11 protein-coding genes are annotated in these 16,404 nt (G+C 63.5%); 9 read left to right on the top strand and 2 right to left on the bottom strand.

What is annotated here, in order from left to right; translation table 11 throughout:
* The first annotated feature begins 117 nt into the window (after window positions 1-117).
* Both V5E97_RS19440 and V5E97_RS19435 read left to right on the top strand, forming a co-directional pair.
* Window positions 118-750, top strand: a complete 633-nt coding sequence (locus tag V5E97_RS19440) for a sigma-70 family RNA polymerase sigma factor (RefSeq protein ID WP_406700939.1) — start codon at window positions 118-120, stop codon at window positions 748-750.
* Window positions 747-4,382, top strand: coding sequence for a protein kinase domain-containing protein (locus V5E97_RS19435; protein WP_406700938.1), 3,636 nt, complete (start codon window positions 747-749; stop codon window positions 4,380-4,382). Before V5E97_RS19440 ends, V5E97_RS19435 begins: the two co-directional genes overlap by 4 nt.
* 382 nt (window positions 4,383-4,764) lie before the next feature.
* On the opposite strand, the gene V5E97_RS19430 is transcribed toward V5E97_RS19435, so the two are convergent.
* Together V5E97_RS19430 and V5E97_RS19425 are read right to left on the bottom strand one after the other, a co-directional pair.
* Entirely contained in the window at window positions 4,765-5,976 is a 1,212-nt protein-coding gene (locus tag V5E97_RS19430) for a leucine-rich repeat domain-containing protein (protein WP_406700937.1), read from the bottom strand.
* A 12-nt stretch (window positions 5,977-5,988) separates the two neighbouring features.
* Window positions 5,989-6,447: a DUF6916 family protein gene (locus tag V5E97_RS19425; RefSeq protein WP_406700936.1), complete on the bottom strand. Its 459-nt coding sequence runs from the start codon at window positions 6,445-6,447 to the stop codon at window positions 5,989-5,991.
* A gap of 471 nt (window positions 6,448-6,918) precedes the next feature.
* Between V5E97_RS19425 and V5E97_RS19420 the strand changes: the two genes are divergently transcribed.
* From V5E97_RS19420 to V5E97_RS19390, 7 genes are all read left to right on the top strand, one after another.
* On the top strand, window positions 6,919-7,230 hold the full coding sequence (locus tag V5E97_RS19420; protein WP_406700935.1) for a DUF6916 family protein: 312 nt from the start codon (window positions 6,919-6,921) through the stop codon (window positions 7,228-7,230).
* Between the two features lie 72 nt (window positions 7,231-7,302).
* The gene (locus V5E97_RS19415) at window positions 7,303-7,824 is read left to right on the top strand and encodes a phage tail protein (protein ID WP_406700934.1); all 522 of its coding nucleotides are present in this window, start codon (window positions 7,303-7,305) and stop codon (window positions 7,822-7,824) included.
* Between the two features lie 63 nt (window positions 7,825-7,887).
* Complete coding sequence (locus V5E97_RS19410; RefSeq protein ID WP_406700933.1) at window positions 7,888-8,406, top strand: phage tail protein; 519 nt, start codon at window positions 7,888-7,890, stop codon at window positions 8,404-8,406.
* A 55-nt stretch (window positions 8,407-8,461) separates the two neighbouring features.
* A complete protein-coding gene (locus tag V5E97_RS19405) occupies window positions 8,462-8,986 on the top strand; it encodes a phage tail protein (RefSeq protein ID WP_406700932.1) in 525 nt (174 codons plus the stop codon).
* A gap of 107 nt (window positions 8,987-9,093) precedes the next feature.
* Window positions 9,094-10,272 carry a TIGR03032 family protein gene (locus V5E97_RS19400; protein ID WP_406700931.1) on the top strand — a complete coding sequence of 393 codons (1,179 nt, stop codon included), beginning with the start codon at window positions 9,094-9,096 and terminating at the stop codon, window positions 10,270-10,272.
* A 65-nt stretch (window positions 10,273-10,337) separates the two neighbouring features.
* Window positions 10,338-10,469 (top strand): hypothetical protein, encoded by a 132-nt coding sequence (locus V5E97_RS19395; protein WP_406700930.1) that lies wholly within the window; start codon window positions 10,338-10,340, stop codon window positions 10,467-10,469.
* A 170-nt stretch (window positions 10,470-10,639) separates the two neighbouring features.
* Entirely contained in the window at window positions 10,640-15,691 is a 5,052-nt protein-coding gene (locus V5E97_RS19390; protein ID WP_406700929.1) for a beta strand repeat-containing protein, read from the top strand.
* Window positions 15,692-16,404: the final 713 nt, after the last annotated feature.

Raw genomic sequence — 16,404 nt, 5'->3', positions numbered from 1 at the left:
TCCAGATGTCTCGTAAATCCGGAGATCATTGAAAAACAAATGTGACCTGCCATCGAACATCCGGTAACATCAGGGGACGACTTGCGGGTTTCTTCTGTTGGAAGGGTGTCCGCGATAATGGTAAGCGACGATCCCGAGACTGAGGCTCGTCTGCGGGAGGCGGCCGAGGGTGACGAGCGGGCTCTCCACTGGCTGCTGGAGCGCCATAGGCCCCGGTTGCGGAGGATGATCGCCGTCCGGTTCGATGAACGGCTTGCGTCCCGGCTCGATCCATCAGATGTGGTCCAGGAGACGCTGGTGGACGCCGCCCGAAAGCTCGGGGATTACCTCCGCGAGCGGCCACTGCCGTTCTATCCCTGGTTGCACCGGCTTGCGTCCGAGCGCCTGGCTCAGGCCCATCGGTATCATCTCCACTCTCGGCGTCGGGAGGCGGGACGGGATCGGTCCGGTGTTCGTCCTTGGGGCGTCGGCTCGGCTTTGCGCTTGGTGGACCTGCTGGCGACCAGTGGAACCAGCCCGAGCAAGCACCTGATCCGAGAAGAAGAACGTCAGCAGATCACTTGTGCGCTGAACGAGTTGGCGGACGAGGACCGGGAGATCCTGGTGATGCGCTACCTGGATCAACTGGCATTTGGTGAGATCGCCGTTATCCTCGACATCAGTGAGGGGGCGGCTCGGGTTCGTCACTTTCGTTCGTTGCAGCGGCTCCGTCCCCTCCTTGAAGGGCCGAATGAGGTCGGGGAGCCATGAATGAGCCCCGAGGCGAGCACATCCCTCCCGACATGATGGGCGCGGACGAGACTCTGGCGCACTGGGTCGCCGAGTTGGCGGAACGGCTCGAGAAAGGTGAGCCAGTCGACCTGAATGAGCTTGCCGAGGCCTATCCCGAACAGGCCGAGGAGTTGAACCGGATTCTACCGACAATCCAGCGAATGGCTTCGTTCGGCAAGGCGGTAGCGTTCACTCCGGACCCGATCAGGACGACGAATCGGTCCGCTCCGGAAGACGGGTTAGGGAAGCTCGGCGACTTTCGCCTGCTCCGCGAGGTCGGCCGGGGCGGCATGGGCATCGTGTATGCGGCCGAGCAGATCTCGTTGCAACGTCGGGTCGCGCTGAAGATTTTACCATTGGCCGCGGCGCTCGATCCCCGGCGCCATCAACGATTCCTGCTCGAGGCGCGGGCCGCGGCCTGCCTTCACCACACCCACATCGCCCCGGTGCATGCCGTGGGTTCGGAGCGGGGCGTGCCTTACTACGCCATGCAGTTCATCGACGGCTGTACCCTGACCCAGGTGCTCCAAGAACTCCGCGGTCGCGCGAGTGGGGCGGACCACGGCACATCGCCCGCATCATCCGCCCGGCTCAGAGAACTTGCCTCGGCATTTGTGAGGAGTCCTGATGGCGCGTCTCCTGCTGGATCAGGAACGGAGCCCAGCACCTCACTCGGCACATCGAACCGTGACCGCGCTTATATTCGCTCCGTGGCGGAACGCGGGCGGCAGGCGGCCGAGGCGCTGGATCATGCGCACAGTCGGGGGATCCTCCACCGGGACATCAAGCCCGCCAACTTGATGATCGACGTCGAGGGCCACCTCTGGATCACCGATTTCGGTCTGGCACAGATCCAGGGAGATAGCCGACTGACGCTCACGGGCGACATACTCGGCACTCTGCGCTACATGAGCCCCGAGCAGGCGCTCGCCAAACGGGCGGTGATCGACGGTCGGACGGACCTTTACTCGCTGGGTGCGACGCTCTACGAGCTTCTGGCACTCCAGCCCGTCTTCGACGGCGGGGATCGCACCGAGATCCTCCGCAAGATTGCGCAGGAAGAACCAACGCCGCTCCACAAGCTGAACCCGGCCGTGCCCCCGGACCTGGAGACAATCATCCTCAAGACGCTGGCCAAGGATCCCTCCGGCCGCTACGCGACGGCCAAGGATCTGACCGACGACCTGGACCGATTCCTTGCATCGCGCTCGATCGCCGCCCGGCCACCCGGGCGGTGGGAACGACTCGAGAAATGGGCGCGACGCAACTGCGCCGTGGTGATCCCCGCCACGCTGTTCGCGGCCTTTGCTCTGCTCTCGCTCGCCGGCGGATTGATCTGGTCCAACCACTGGCTTCGCCGCCACAATGAGCAGCTCCGAACCGAGCAGGGTCGTGTCGAGGAGACCTCCAGGGAGTTGAAAGCCCAACGCGACCTGGCTGAGCAGCGCAGACACATCGCCGACCATCACCTCTACGCCTTCCGTCTCCGGCAGGCGGGCGAGGCGTTCCGAGGCCGGCAGTTCGAGCAGACGCAGCAAATCCTGCGAGACTCACGGCCCGGCCCCGGAGAGGACGACCTTCGCGAGTTCGCCTGGCATCACCTCTGGCGCGAGTCGCGTGCTGAGGTCGCCCTCTTGTCGGAGCGGACCGAGCAGGTCTGGTCGCTCGCACTCTCGGCCGATGGCCGGACGGTCGCTACTGGCGACCGGGACGGAACCATCCGTCTTCGCGATGCCGCCACCGGGGAATTGCGCGTCGGTTTCAGCGGGCACAATCACGCCATCGGAGCCTTGACCTTCTCGGCCGACGGCCGCCGACTCGCCTCGGGCAGTCAGTTCGACGAGGTTGACGTGGTGCGAAGTCAGGGAGGGCTGGTCCTGTGGGAGACCGTAACCGGGAAGTCCCTGGCCCGCTTCGATGGCTTCGACCAGCGGTCCGTCGCGAATCTTCGTTTCGATCCCTCGGGACAGTTCTTGTGGGAGCGGTCCGGGATTTCGGGCAGCCAGTATGAAGCTGGCCTCTGGAGGCTGGACGGGGACACAGACGCCCTTCGCCCTCGCTTGATCCGGCGATGGGGGGCTGGCTATAGCTTCCCGGTATCAGCTGATGGTCGCCGTGTCGCCGGACTCGAGGACGAGAACCGCGTCGTGGTGATCATGGAAGCCCACTCCGGTCGCGTTCTCCGCCGGCTCCCTCGCGCGGCCCATGGGTATCGTGGTGTCGGGCTCTCCGAGGACGGCCGGCTCGTTGCGACAGCCATGGTCGAAACTCCGGGCGGCCCACTCAAACTGGCCGCCTGGGAGGTGGAAACGGGTCGACTGCTCATCGATCGTCGCGACGGTCCCAGCGGCAGGATCGTGAGTCCGCTCGAATTCGGCCCCGACGGACGCACCCTCGTGGCCCAGGGCCTAGAGGGCACGATGCGCAATATGCAACTCGACACGGGGGAAACTTGGGTCAACGAGGCTGATCCGGGGGATGAAGGACATTCCGGCGGCGAGTTCACCCTTCTGCCCGGAGGTCGGCTGCTTGCCTGGAGCTACCGCGGTGACCATACTGGCCCGCGTCCCCTGAGGATCTATGGCCGGGTAACCGGTGCTGTCCGGGCGACCTTTCCAGGCCATCCGGACTCCTCAAACAACGTCATCGGATTCCCCGATGGTCGGTCGCTCGTCTTTTGCTCCGGGACGCAGGCCGTGGTCTGGCGCTTCGAGCCATCCTCCGTGCCCCAGCCGGCCGGGCATTCGGACGAAGCCTGGGCGGTCGGTTTCGCGAGCGATGGCCTCTTGCTCGCGACCGGGAGCGACGATACCGACGACCCCCAAACACTCAAGCTCTGGGACGTGGCGACGGGCCGGCTCCTGCGCGGATGGAAAGCCCACGAGGCCACGACCACATCGATCGCGTTCCAGCCCGGACATCGGATCATCGCGTCGGCTGGCCTCCTCCCGAGAGAGAATCTTCGCCTCTGGGATGCCACGGACGGCAACCTCCTCGCGACGCTCGCAGGTCATTCGGACAGAGTCCGCACCATCGCCTTCAGCCCCGATGGTCAGCGGCTCGCCTCGGCTGGCTCCGACCGTAACATCCGCCTCTGGGACGTGGCCACTCGACGTTGCATCCGGACACTGAGCGGGCACTTGGACACGATCCGCCAGGTCGCCTTCAGCCCCGACGGCTACAGTCTCGCCTCGGCGGGCAACGACATGACCGTGAGGCTCTGGGACATAGACCGAGCGGAGTCGGTGTGGACCTGGAAGGGAGGCGTGAAGATCGCGGCGGTGGCGTTCTCGCCCGACGGCCGTACCCTCGCCTGGGTCCACGAGGACGGCGTCGTCCAGCGGTGGGATCCGACTCGGGAGCAACTCCTCTCCCCGCTGCACACCGGCTACGAGGAACTGCGTTGCCTGGCCTTCTCTCCCGATGGTCGCACCCTCGCCGCGGCCGGCAAGTCGGGGACCATTCACCTTTGGGACCCGGTGTCTGGACAAGAACTCCTGACTCAGGAAGGTCGACCCTGCCAGGTCAATGCCCTGAGCTTCTCCCCCGACGGCCAATCGCTGGCCGCCTGCTGGCACGATGGCACCGTGCGGATCCTCCGGTCGCGATAGGCGAAACCAGGCCAGCGAGGCCCCTTGTCAAGAAAGGTCGATCCGCTGGGACACGGTGTCTAACCGTTGGTCGTGGCCGACTCGGACTCGAAGCCGTTCCGGCACCACAACAGAGCTATCAAAATCCAAGTGATCTTCGGTGCCTCATAAATGTTTCCACGTGGCCCAACACGGCGACCTACGAACCCCTGTCAACCCCTACTATCTTGCAACACAACTCGCTTTTCACTATGTGCCTCCATGCGCAAGCTTCTGGTCACAAGGAGTTTACGCTTTGGGGCTGGATGGAGATTCGAATCCTGGATCCCCAGTTTTTGCCACACGTCCTAACCTGACCCCATTTCTTAAACAACGACTCGTCGAGTTCCACGGAGCCGATAATTTATCGAAGTATCGTTGTTTTTGGTGATTTCTGATGAAACCGCATGGCTCCAGCGGTGGTCACGTGAGTGTGGGAGAGGTCCAGGGTTTGGAGATTCCGGAGTCCCTCCAGCCGGGCGAGACCGACATCGGTCACCCGCGAGCGGCTGAGGTTGAGCGTCTGAAGCTTGGTCAGCTCCTTCAGGTGGGTGAGTCCGGCGTCGGTCACTCTCGTACGCGAGAGGTCGATCAATTCGAGGGTCGAACAACCTTTCAAGGAAGCCAGGCCAGCGTCGCCGACTCGGGTTGAGGAGACATCCAGCGCCTGGAGTCGGCACAGATCCGTCAGGGAGGTCAGGCCGACGTTTGTGACGTTCGTTCCAGAGAGTCGAAGCGACCGAAGCGTGGTCAACCCCTTCAGATGGGCGAGTCCCACATCGGCGATCTTCGTGCCTGAAAGGTCGAGCGTTTCGAGGACGACCAAGCCCTCGAGGTGGGCCAGCCCGGAATCACCGACCTTGGTTCCCGCCAGGTTGAGCTCCTGGAGCCGTCCCAGCCTTGCCAAGCGGGACAGACCGGCACTGGTGACGCGGGTCTTCGAGAGGTCAAGCACTTCGAGTCCGATTGCCCCTTGCAGGTGCGCCAGGCCCGAGCCGACGACCCTGGTCTCGGTCAGTCGCAGAGTCTTGAGATTCGTCAGCCCTTTCAAGTGGGAGAGAGCGGCGTCGGTGACCTGCGTGCCCTGCAAGTCGAGAGTCTCGAGTCGGCCAAGCCGGGCTAGATGAAGCAGGCCCGAGTCACCCACCCGAAGGCTCGCCAGGAAGAGATGCCGCAGGTTCGCTAGACCATTCAAGTGAACGAGTCCTGCGTCAGTCACGGCACACTGGGTGATCACCAGCGTCTCGATGGTCGGGAGCGCCTTGAGCGGGGCGAGGTCGGCGTTGGTAACACCAGGATGGCCGAGGAGGACGCGGACGACCGCCCCCGCCGGTTGGTTCCCCTCTCGTTCGACCCTGCCCGAGAGCCGCTCGAGCTCGGCGACGGCGCGCAGTTCCATCAACGAGGGTCGCGTTGCGACGGATTGGCTCTCTTGCGACCGGGCTTGGGGGCCGGCGTTCATCAACGTCAAGGTGAATAGGGCAACGAGGGTTCGCAACCAGCCTTTTGGAGCGGAGGAGGGGATGAGAGCCAGGCGTTCCGCGCCGTCGCGATCGGCATTGCTGGGTCGAAACACGGGGGAGTACCGCTAGCTGAAGATGGCCTCGAAATGCGCGACGTCCGTTTGGGGGCCGATCGGTGCCAGGAAGAGGTCGAGGATGCCGAGCGTGGGGTGCTGGACCTGGGAGAGACCTTGCTCCAGGCGGGAATCGACCGGTCCCCGGAATACGACCGAGAACGGAGTCCGAGCGGCCAGGCCCGGAACGGGGACGAGCTGCGGCCGCAAGCGCTTCGCCTCGATCAACGTCAAGGAGAGGGGAGGGGCCGATTCCGGCTTGACCAAGAACGATTCCCCCACAAGGGGCGAGAAGTCTTGGCAGGTCAGGGCGTCCAGCCTGAACACCCGAGTTTTGCTCGCGATGGGCTCATCGGCAAGCGTGGCCGGCCTTTGAATCGAAGGCCAGGTCGAACCGATCAGACTGACCATCCCCAAGTCGGAGAGGTCCGTCAAGAACTTCCGACGGCAGATGGGTCGCGGTCGCATCATGGTCGCCCTGATTTGTGAGATATGGCGGCGACGCGTCCTGAGCGTCGAAGCCTGGAAGGGTATGGTCCTACCTCGGACGACCGGCCGAGTCGCGTCTCCATGTGGACCTTGCCAAATTGTGGTTGTACTTCAATGTAAGTCTGTTGTCACGTCTTGATTGTCCATGAGGTCGCGGGCCTGTCAAGGATCGAGATCGGATAGTTCGACGGGGTGGGATCGAGCCGAGGGCGAATCCTTCCTTGTTAAAATATGCCGTACCACGAAATTCAGTCATGTTCGCGGTCTTTAAAGTACGAAAGCATCCTCAAGTTGTCTTTGGTGCTTGACTCTACAGAATTATTGACGTTAACTGCTAGCTCATTCTGTCGCGGCGACTTTTCGAGCTCCTCTGGGGGCGGATTGTCTATCACTGCCACCGGTGATGTTACAGCAAGAGATCGCGATACAATGGCATGTATGGCGAGGTGACGCATGAGCGATCTGCTGTCGATCTCCGATTTCATGGAGCACGTCGATCAGTTGTTTCACGTGATCCGCGAGACCGGCGAGACGGTGGAACTCCGACTGATCGAGGCCAAGCCGCTTGGGTTGCGTGGTGCTCTCTCTGCGGCGGGCGGACGGGAGCCATTCTCCCTGATCTTCCGGGGGCCTTTTCAGGTCGGCCTTTCGCAACAGATCCATTCCCTGAAGCACGAAGCGTTTGGCGAGCTCACCTTATTCCTGGTGCCGCTCGGTGCGGAGGGAGACCCGGAAGGAACCCACTATCAGGCGGTCTTCAACTAGGCGGAACTGGGAACGGCGAGGACGTTGAGCGGCGTCGTTCGACCACGGTCCTGAAGCACCGGAGCGCGAGTCATGGAACCATACATTGGCGAAATTGGCATGGTCGCCTTCAATTTCGCGCCCCGGGGCTGGGCGTTCTGCAACGGCCAGATCCTCCCGATCAACCAGAACCAGGCGTTGTTCTCACTGCTCGGGACGACCTTCGGAGGCAATGGGGTTACCACCTTCGCCCTGCCCGATATGAGGAGCCGGATCCCCGTCCACTCGGGCCAGGGGCCCGGTCTGAGCAACTATAGCTTGGGGGAGACCGGGGGGGCCGAGGCAGTCGCGCTGACGGTTGCTCAACTACCCCGCCACTCCCATGCAGCGCAAGGGGGCTCGGGAGCCGGCGGCAGCGTCGGCCCCGCGGGTCAGGTCTGGGCCGGGTCGACGACGAACAGCACTCCGTATCGCTCGGCAGGCGTTCCCACCGCAACCATGATACCCGGGTCGATCACCGCGACCGGAGGCGGCCAGACCCATGAGAATCGGCAGCCATACCTCGTGGTCAACTTCATCATCGCTCTGGTGGGAATCTTCCCGAGCCGAGAATGAAGTAAGGCGGCGGTCGCGCCGCCGCGATGCCAGAGCACCTGCTTACCCACCGGAGATCCTCGGATGGACGAGCCGCTCCTTGCGTACATTACCCTGGTCGCGTTCAACTTCGCGCCTGTGGGCTGGGCCTTTTGCAACGGGCAACTTTTGCCGATCGCCGAATATGATGCGTTGTTCACGCTCCTGGGAACGACCTATGGAGGCGACGGTGTTACGACCTTCGCGCTTCCCGACTTGCGCGGGCGCGTCCCGATTCACAATGGCCAGGGGCCAGGTCTGAGCGCCTACAGCCTGGGGCAGCGAAGCGGGGCTGAGGAAATCACCCTGACTCTGAACCAGATCGCCAGTCACGATCATGTGCCGCAGTGCACCACGGAGCCAGGCAACAGCGCGGTCCCTGGTGGTGCGATCTGGGCGAGCACCTCCGGCGACAATCTCTATGCCGCGTCGGTCCCTGCTGCCGCGATGGCGGTGCAGGCGATCGGGTCGAATGGTGGGGGCCAGCCCCACGAGAACCGGCAGCCCTACCTGGGCCTCAATTACATCATTGCCCTGAATGGCTTGTTCCCCGCCCAGAACTGACGTCCCTGGGGGTTCCGTGGGGCCGTCAACGCCCACACCCGGTGGAGGAGTGTCGATGCTGAATCCGTTCCTCGGTCAGATTCTGGCCGTTCCCTACAATTTCGCCCCTCGGGGCTGGGCCCTGTGCAACGGCCAGATCCTGCCGATCAGCCAGAACACTGCGCTGTTCTCACTCCTGGGGACGGCCTACGGCGGAAACGGTCAATCGACTTTCGCTTTGCCCGACTTGCGGGGCCGTGTGCCGATCAACGCGGGCCAAGGGCCCGGACTGAGCGACTACAGCATAGGCGAAGCCGACGGGACTGAAGCCGTCGCTCTCCCCTTGGCCGGCTTGCCGAGCCACTCCCATGGCGCGCTCGGCTTCGCCCGTCGTGGAAGCGCCTCGTCCCCCGCCGGCGCCGCCTGGGCCGCCTCGTCCGCGGGCGATACGACCTATACAGGCGGGGCGGGGGCCAACGCACCGATGTCTCCCTTATCGACCTCAGTCACCGGGAGCGACCAGGGGCATGAGAACCGGCAGCCGTACCTCGCCCTGAATTTTATCATTGCCCTGCAAGGGATCTTCCCGGCCCGGGGCTAGCCGGCATCATTCGACGGTAGACCCTCTCGTTTGCGAACAGGAACGGCACTGATGGACTCCTCGTCGGTCCCGCTCGTCCCTGTGGTAGGATTTGGGCGAGTCTTGGCGTGAGTCTGGCGAACGATCGATCGTGGGCGATCCGGGCCCAGGGCGAAAAGTATCGGCCGATGAATCAACCCCGTCCGCATTCAACCCCGGACCCTCGCGATCGGACGATTGGTTGCGCGGTCTCGGGTGACTTCCCTCAGTGGCTCAGCGAGGCGGGGGGCACCCTGGCTCTTACAACCTATCAGGCCGGTAAGGTGGGGCTGATTGGCTGGGACGGGCGGCAGGTCACCTTGCTCTTCCGCGACTTCGACAAGCCAATGGGGCTGGCCAGGGACGGCTCGCGGCTCCTGCTCGCCACCCGCCACCAACTCTTCATGTTTGCCAACGCACCTCTTCTGGCCAACGACTTTCAGGAGCACCGGCGGGGCGCCTATGACGCCCTCTACCTACCACGGGTCGCCTATTTCACCGGCGACCTGAACGTCCACGACGTAGCCTTCGGCGCCGAGGCACTCTGGATGGTGAATACGAGGTTTTCCTGCCTCGCCTCGCCGAGCCGTGACTTCAATTTCGTGCCCCAGTGGCGTCCGCCGTTCGTCACGGCGACGGTGCCCGAAGACCGTTGTCACCTCAATGGATTGGCGATGGCCGAGGGACGACCCAAGTTCGTGACCGCGTTGGGCCAGACCGATGACTTGGGGGGCTGGAGGTCCAACAAGGCCTCGGGGGGAGTCGTCGTCGACGTGGAGACCAACACGGTCGTCCTCCGCGGCCTGAGCATGCCCCATTCGCCCCGCTTGCACGACGGGGCGCTCTGGGTCCTCAATTCGGGGGCCGGCGAGCTCTGGCGAGTCGATCCGGCGACCTTCCGACACGACGTCGTCTGCACCCTGCCCGGATACTTGCGGGGCCTCTGCCTGGTCGGGCCGTTCGCCCTGGTGGGCCTGAGCATAATCCGCGAGACCCACATCTTCGGCGGCCTGCCGGTTCAGACGCGGCACCCCCGTCTCCATTGTGGCGTGGCCGTGGTCGACTTGCGGACGGGACGCGAGGTGGGCCGGCTCGACTTCACGTCCGGTTGCACCGAATTGTTTGATGTTTGCTTCCTCCCCGGTGTGACTCGCCCCATGATCCTCCATCTCGGCAAGGACGAGGTTCAGCAAGCGTTCACCGCGCCCGAGTTTTCGTACTGGCTTCGTCCCAGCGCCTTGATTCCCGATCCCGAGCCGCGCGGCTGATTCCTGGGCAACCCCCCCCCGATTGAACGCCCCGCGCGCCCGACCGTGGCCTTGGAGTTCACCGGGTGGATTTCACTCCGGCCGTGCTCGGTCCCTTGGCGTTCTGCTCGCTCGGTGGAAATCCGCAACTGTCGCGAATCTCGAGTACGATCGCATTCGACGGCGGGATCGATACAACCAGTTGGACTGAAATCTGAAATCGTTTGTAGGAAACCGTATTGATGTGCTATATTAAACTTTGATAGTGTCTTGTCGCGAAGGTGGCGACTGCTCCGTGCCCACTGCGCCGGGATTGGGGGCGGGACCGGGCCGCGGATTTACCGTAAGGCACATCACCGAGCCATCGCCTGGACCCAGGGACACGCTCATGCGCCTGCCGAAACTTCCGTCCGCTCGCTCGCCTCGCCGCCCGGCGCGCCGTCGGTTCGTACATTTCTTGCTCGAGCCCCTGGAAGACCGCCTGCAACTCTCCCTCATGGCTGCCGGTTCGGAGTTCCAGGTCAATACCGTGGTTGCCAACGAGCAAAAAACTCCCGCGGTGGCGATGGACCCCAATGGCGACTTCGTGGTGGCCTGGCAGGGGGGGACGGCTTACTCAGGACCCGCTCCGTTCGATATCTACATCCAACGGTACAACTCGGCGGGCACGCCCCAGGGAGGCGAGGTCCGGGTCAACACGACCACGGCCGACGTCCAAGTGAATCCGGCCGTGGCGATCGACGCAAGCGGCGACTTCGTCGTCACCTGGGAGAGCTACAACGGCGCAAGCGGCTACGATATTTTCGCCCAGCGATTTAACGCAGCCGGCGCGGCCCAGGGGGTGGAGTTCCGCGTGAACTCGACCACCGCGAACGACCAAACGAACAGTGCCGTGGCGATGAACGCCAACGGCGACTTCGTCGTCACTTGGGTGAACGGTTCCGGTGCCAGTGCCGATGTGTTTTTCCAGCGTTACAACGCCTCGGGGGTACCGCAAGGGAGCGAGACCGTCGTCAACACGACGACCACGGGGGCTCAGATCAGCCCGTCCGTGGGGATGGATTCCGCGGCCAACTTCGTCATCGTCTGGCAGGACAGCAGTGGAAGGGACGGCAACCTCAATGGTGTCGTCGGCCGTCGATTTGACGCCTCGGGGGCGGCGATAACAGCCGAGTTCGTCGTCAACTCCACCACAACCGGTAGTCAAGATTTCCCTTCGATCGCGATGACCGCGTCGGGCAACTTCTTCGTGACCTGGAGAGCCGACGGCGTTGGCGGGAACGATATCTTCGCTCGGGGATTCAACGCCTCGGCAGTGGCGATCGGGAACGACTTCCGGGTCAACACGACCACCGCCAACGCCCAGATCCTACCGAGCGTGGCGATCGACTCCCAGGGCAATGCCCTGGTCGTCTGGCAGAGTGCCCTGGGACAGGACGGTAGTGGCGACGGCGTCTACGCTCAGCAGTTCGGCCCCACCGGCACGCCATCGGGAAGCGAGTTCCGCGTCAACTCCACCGTTGCCAGTAACCAGAATCAGCCCGCGGTGGCGTTGAGTGGTACCGGCCATGCCGTCGTTGTCTGGCAGGACCAGAGTCGGGAAGGGGCGGGTAACGGCTATGGCATCTATGCCCAGCGTTATCAGCCCGTCAACGTCGCACCGACGCTCGCCTCCCTTTCTAACGTGAGCTTTCCGGAGAACTCCGCGGCACAGACGGTCAACCTGAGTGGGATTTCGGCGGGTCCAGGCGAGACGCAGGCTCTCACGATCACGGCGACCTCCAGTAACCCGGGCCTGATCCCCAATCCCACCGTCACTTACACCAGTCCCAATGCCACCGGCTCGCTCTCATTCACTCCGGCGGCCAACCAATCGGGCACCGCAACCATTACGGTGACGGTCACCGACGATGGCGGTACTGTTAATGGCGGCGTCAACACGTTCACACGCACTTTCACGGTGACAATCACCGCCGCCAATCGTGCGCCGACGCTCGACGCGATCACTGACCCGGCGCCGATTTTCGAGGATGCCGGGGCGCAGACGATCAACCTGAGCGGCATCACGGCGGGTGTGAGTGAGTCTCAGGCACTGACGATCACAGCGACGTCGAGCAACCCGGGCCTGATCCCCAACCCGACGGTCACCTACACGAGCCCCAATGCGACTGGTTCGCTGAGCTATACGCCCGTTGCGAATGCGAGTGGGACAGCCACCATCACAGTGACCGTGACAGATGATGGTGGTACGGCCAACGGCGGTATCAACACAATCACCCGCACCTTCACCGTGACGGTGAACGCGGTGAATGAAGCGCCGAAGCTCGACCCGATCTCCGACCCGGCCGCGATCCTTGAGGATGCCGGCACACAGACGATCAACCTGACGGGCATCTCGGCGGGCGCGAGTGAGTTGCAAGCACTGACAATCACGGCGACGTCGAGCAACCCGAGTCTGATCCCCAATCCAACGGTCACGTACACGAGCCCCAACGCCACCGGTTCACTGAGCTATACGCCCGCTGCCAATGCGAGTGGGACAGCGACCATCACGGTGACGGTGACGGACAACGGCGGCACGGCGAACGGTGGCCTCAACACGGTCACCCGCACCTTCACCGTGACGGTGACGGCGGTGAATGATGCGCCGACCCTAGACCCTATCGCTGACCCCGCTGCGATCCTCGAAGACGCTGGGGCACAGACGATCAACCTGAGCGGCATCACGGCGGGCGCCGGCGAGTCTCAGACGTTGACGATCACGGCGACGTCGAGCAACCCGGGTCTGATCCCCGATCCGACGGTTAACTACACGAGCCCCAATGCGACTGGTTCGCTAAGCTATACGCCCGTTGCGAATGCGAGTGGGACAGCCACCATCACAGTGACCGTGACGGATGATGGTGGTACGGCCAACGGCGGAATCAACACATTCACTCGCACATTTACTGTAACGGTAACGGCGGTGAATGATGCGCCGACACTCGACCCAATCTCCGACCCGGCGGCGATCTTCGAAGACTCCGGGACGCAGACGATCGACCTGAGCGGCATCTCTGCGGGTGCGAGTGAGTCTCAGGCACTGACGATCACGGCGACGTCGAGCAACCCAGGCCTGATCTCCGATCCGACGGTCTCGTACACGAGCCCCAACGCCACCGGCTCGCTGAGCTATACGCCGGTCGCCAATGTGAGTGGGACAGCGACCATCACGGTGACGGTGACGGACAACGGCGGCACGGCGAACGGTGGCCTCAACACGGTCACCCGCACCTTCACCGTGACGGTGACGGCGGTGAATGATGCGCCGACGCTCGACCCGATCTCCGACCCGGCCGCGATCCTTGAGGATGCCGGCACGCAGACGATCAACCTGACGGGCATCTCGGCGGGTCCCGGCGAATCGCAGAAGTTAACGGTGACGGTGGCCTCCAGTGACTCCAGCCTCATTCCTAACCCCACCGTCACTTTTGCCACCCCAGATGCGACCGGTTCCCTGAGTTACTCGCCACTGGGCAACCAGTCAGGTACGGTCGTGATTACGGTCACCGTGACGGACGATGGTGGCACGGCAGGTGGAGGTGTCGAGTCCTTCATCCGCACCTTCACGGTGTTGGTGACCGCGGTGAACGACGCGCCGACACTCGACCCGATCTCCGACCCTGCGCCGATCCTCGAAGATGCCGGGGCACAGACGATCCACTTGAGTGGCATCACTGCGGGTCCGAATGAGTCTCAGGCACTGACGATCACGGCAACGTCAAGCAACCCGGGGCTGATCGCCGATCCGACGGTCTCGTACACGAGCCCGAACGCGACCGGTTCGCTGAGCTATACGCCCTCGGCCAATGCGAGTGGGACGGCGACCATCACCATCACGGTGACGGACAACGGCGGTACGGCTAACGGCGGAATCAACACGTTCACGCGCACATTCACGGTGACGGTATCGGCGGTGAACGACGCGCCGACACTTGACCCGATCTCCGACCCTGCGCCGATCCTCGAAGATGCCGGGGCGCAGACGATCCACTTGACGGGGATCACGGCGGGTCCAAGTGAATCACAGACGTTGACGATCACGGCAACGTCGAGCAATCCGGGGCTGATCCTCAATCCGACAGTCTCGTATACGAGCCCGAACGCCACCGGTTCGCTGAGCTATACGCCTGTTGCCAATGCGAGTGGAACGGCGATCATCACGGTCACCGTGACGGATGACGGCGGCACGGCCGATGGGGGCCACAGCGTGACGACACGGACTTTCACCGTGGTCGTCAACGCCGTCAATGATGCACCTAGCTTTACCGGAGGATCTGACCAGACGGTTTATGCCGGCAGCGGACCGCAGACCGTCCTCGGGTGGGCCACGAACCTTCGCACGGGTCCACTCGATGAGGCCGGTCAACGCCTTGATTTCCTCGTCACCAATGACAACCCCGGTTTGTTCGCCGTCGCTCCATCGATCGCGCCCGATGGCGGCTTGACCTTCACACCCGGGAACGACGTCAGTGGGACAGCGACCGTGACCGTCCGGATACATGACGATGGCGGTACGGCCAGTGGAGGCGTGGATACCTCCGCCGTGCTGACTTTCACCGTGACCGTGGTCCCTCGGCCGGTTGTGCTGAGCGGCAACCTGAGCTTCGAGAGCGATACGGGCACCTCACACAGCGATGGGATCACCAATGATCCTTCGCCTGAGTTCACCGGTGCGGCGACGCCCGGCTCGCTTGTCCTCGTCTTCGCCCGAAGGACAGACCAGTCCGCCCCCACTGTGTTGGGAGCCGCGCGGGCGGGGGCCGACGGAATCTGGCGACTCAACTCGATCGCGCTGGCCGAGGGAACCTATGTCATTAGTGCGAATGCCTCGGGCGCGGGCGGCGCTACGGGACCCCTGAAGGCGCTCGGATCGATCACCGTCGACACCGTCGCTCCGCGCATCCTTTTCGCACGGCTCCGGCCGAGGGCAGGCAGGGTGCTCCTTGCCCTCCAGGACGACCGTTCCGGCCTCGATCAAAGCAGTGTGCGCGCAACGACTCACTACATCGCGGCGCGCGTCAGGCCGATCCGGTCGAGATCCATTCCCGTGACTAACATCATCATGTCCGGAAGTGGCGTTCCGACGATGCCCGAGTTTGCGACCGTGGTCGTGAATGGCGGCCGCAGACTCCCAAGGTCCGCCCGGCTCTTCCTGGAGGCCCGGTCGGGCGGGATCGCCGATGTCGCGGGCAACGCACTCGATGGTGAATTCCGCGGCACCTGGCCGTCCGGCGAAGGTACTCCCGGCGGCAATTTCGCGGCCCGGCTCCGCCTCAATCGAATCAGGCCCCTCGGGCCGAGGCCGCTCAGTTCGGGACCCCTTGGAGTGACCGAATCGTCGATCACGAGAGGTACGACTCCGGCAGGTCCCCGCACGCATCTCAGGTCGCAGCGATAGCTGCTCCTTCTCTTCCTCGGCGATCCTCGTTCGCGGCGGCGGCGTGCCCGGAGTCCGCCACGCCGAGGCTTCTCCACACGGGGATGGCCGCCTTCGCGACGCGGGTGGTATAAAGAACCGCCTGCCACGACCAACTGTGACTTCGAGGGGCAGCTACCGGATCGGCTGGAAGTGCCGGCAAGGGTCCCGGTCGGTCAGGAGCTGACAGCGAGGGGGCGCGACCGTTGCCGCACACCGTGGGAAGGGGGCATCGGCGAACGATCTGAGTCCGCCAGGGGATCCAGGCACGCAGGGGAGTTGGGAATATCACTGGCTCGGACTGTGGTGGATATGTGATAATATTATGGGTGATGCCCTGCTCGGATGTCTAGGGGGTACCGTGCGAGTCTTGCTCGTTACCGGGCAATTCAAGGCGTTCGCGAAATGCGATTAATTAGCCTGCGCAGAACTATGGAAACGAATGGCATGCATGCGTACGAACTGGCACACCGGCGGTTCATCGAAAGCGTCTGCACTCCCAGACGCCGGCTGACAGATCTCTATACACCTGGTCACGGGGGCGTTGATCGTGTCGACATTACTGCACGGTTTCGGCTTGGCGATTTGCTGCGCCTTGTTGACGAACGAAGGCACGATAGCAGATGACGCCGAGAAGATTCTTCAGACGATTCTCTCTGAGTGGCGACTCCCAACGCTGGATCAGAGCAAGAGCC

Origin of the sequence: Singulisphaera photorubra, from assembly GCF_045290345.1 — a bacterium.
Classification (GTDB): domain Bacteria; phylum Planctomycetota; class Planctomycetia; order Isosphaerales; family Isosphaeraceae; genus Singulisphaera.
The sequence above is the reverse complement of the archived record's forward strand: the minus strand, read 5'-3'. Positions and strand labels throughout refer to the sequence as shown.

Excerpts from the sequence above, each read along its gene's own strand:
- V5E97_RS19440 (WP_406700939.1), top strand. The coding sequence starts at position 118 with ATGGTAAGCGACGATCCCGAGACTGAGGCTCGTCTGCGGGAGGCGGCC.
- V5E97_RS19435 (WP_406700938.1), top strand. The coding sequence starts at position 747 with ATGAATGAGCCCCGAGGCGAGCACATCCCTCCCGACATGATGGGCGCG.
- V5E97_RS19425 (WP_406700936.1), bottom strand. The coding sequence starts at position 6,447 with ATGATGCGACCGCGACCCATCTGCCGTCGGAAGTTCTTGACGGACCTC.
- V5E97_RS19420 (WP_406700935.1), top strand. The coding sequence starts at position 6,919 with ATGAGCGATCTGCTGTCGATCTCCGATTTCATGGAGCACGTCGATCAG.
- V5E97_RS19415 (WP_406700934.1), top strand. The coding sequence starts at position 7,303 with ATGGAACCATACATTGGCGAAATTGGCATGGTCGCCTTCAATTTCGCG.
- V5E97_RS19410 (WP_406700933.1), top strand. The coding sequence starts at position 7,888 with ATGGACGAGCCGCTCCTTGCGTACATTACCCTGGTCGCGTTCAACTTC.
- V5E97_RS19405 (WP_406700932.1), top strand. The coding sequence starts at position 8,462 with ATGCTGAATCCGTTCCTCGGTCAGATTCTGGCCGTTCCCTACAATTTC.
- V5E97_RS19390 (WP_406700929.1), top strand. The coding sequence starts at position 10,640 with ATGCGCCTGCCGAAACTTCCGTCCGCTCGCTCGCCTCGCCGCCCGGCG.